This is a genomic window from Streptomyces sp. NPDC005070, from assembly GCF_053600395.1.
Window position 1 is genome coordinate 1 of record NZ_JBSFZS010000560.1, and the last position, 1,184, is coordinate 1,184.

Sequence of the window (1,184 nt, forward strand, 5' to 3'; positions counted from 1 at the left end):
GGTTCCGCCTGTACCCGAACGGTTCGCAGCGCTCGGCGCTGGCACGGTCGTTCGGGTGCGCTCGGGTTGTCTTCAACGACGCGTTGCGCGTCCGTGAGGACGCCCGCGCAGCCGGGCTGTCGTTCGTCACCTTGGGGGAGCTGTCGAAGCGGCTCACGGCATCGAAGAAGACACCAGAACGGGCGTGGCTCGGCGAGGTCTCGTCGGTGATCCTCCAGCAGTCCCTTCGCGACCTGGACACCGCGTACCGGAACTTCTTCGACGGCCTCAAGGGCAAGCGGCCCACGATGGGGGCACCCCGGTTCAAGTCCCGCAAGGACAACCGGCAGGCCGTGCGGTTCACCGCGAACGCCGGGTGGAGGATCACGCCCGGCGGGAAGCTCCGCCTTCCGAAGATCGGGGACGTGCGGGTGAAGTGGTCCCGTTCCCTGCCTTGTGTCCCGTCCACGGTGACCGTCATCAAGGACGCCGCCGGAAGGTACTTCGCGTCCTTCGTGGTCGAGACCGAACCGTGCGAAGTCCTGCCTGAGACCACGCCCGAGGTCGGCATCGACCTGGGCCTGTCGCACTTCGCGATCCTGTCCGACGGCACGAAGACCGACAGCTCCCGCTTCCTGCGGCGGGCCGAGAAGAAGCTCAAGAAGGCACAGCAGTTGCTGAGCCGGAAGGCGAAGGGATCCAACAACCGAGGAAAGGCCCGGCTCGAAGTCGCCCGCGCTCACGCGAGGGTGGCCGACGCACGGCGCGAGTTCCACCACCAGCTCTCCACCAAGCTGATCCGCGAAAACCAAGCCATCGCGGTGGAAGACCTGGCGGTCAAAGGACTCGCCCGCACGAAGCTGGCCAAGTCAGTGCACGACGCCGGCTGGTCGCAGTTCGTGTCCATGCTGGAATACAAGGCCGCTCGGTACGGGCGCACCCTCGTGAAGATCGGCCGGTTCGAGCCGACGTCTCAGACGTGCTCGCAGTGCGGCGTCAAGGAAGGCCCCAAACCACTGCACGTCCGTACCTGGGAGTGCGGAGCCTGCCGGGCCGTCCTCGACCGGGACATCAATGCGGCGGTCAACGTCGCCAAGGCCGCCGGACTGGCGGTGTCAGCCTGCGGAGCGCGGGTAAGACCGGGACTCGTCCCGGCGCAGCGCGATGAAACAGGAACCCACCCGAAGCCGCGCCCGACAACAGCG

Annotated in this window: 1 protein-coding gene; it reads left to right on the forward strand. The window is 67.2% G+C overall.

What is annotated here, in order from left to right:
• Window positions 1-1,184 (forward strand): RNA-guided endonuclease InsQ/TnpB family protein (locus ACWEBX_RS41140; protein ID WP_451889782.1); only part of this gene is annotated, 1,184 nt, incomplete at both ends.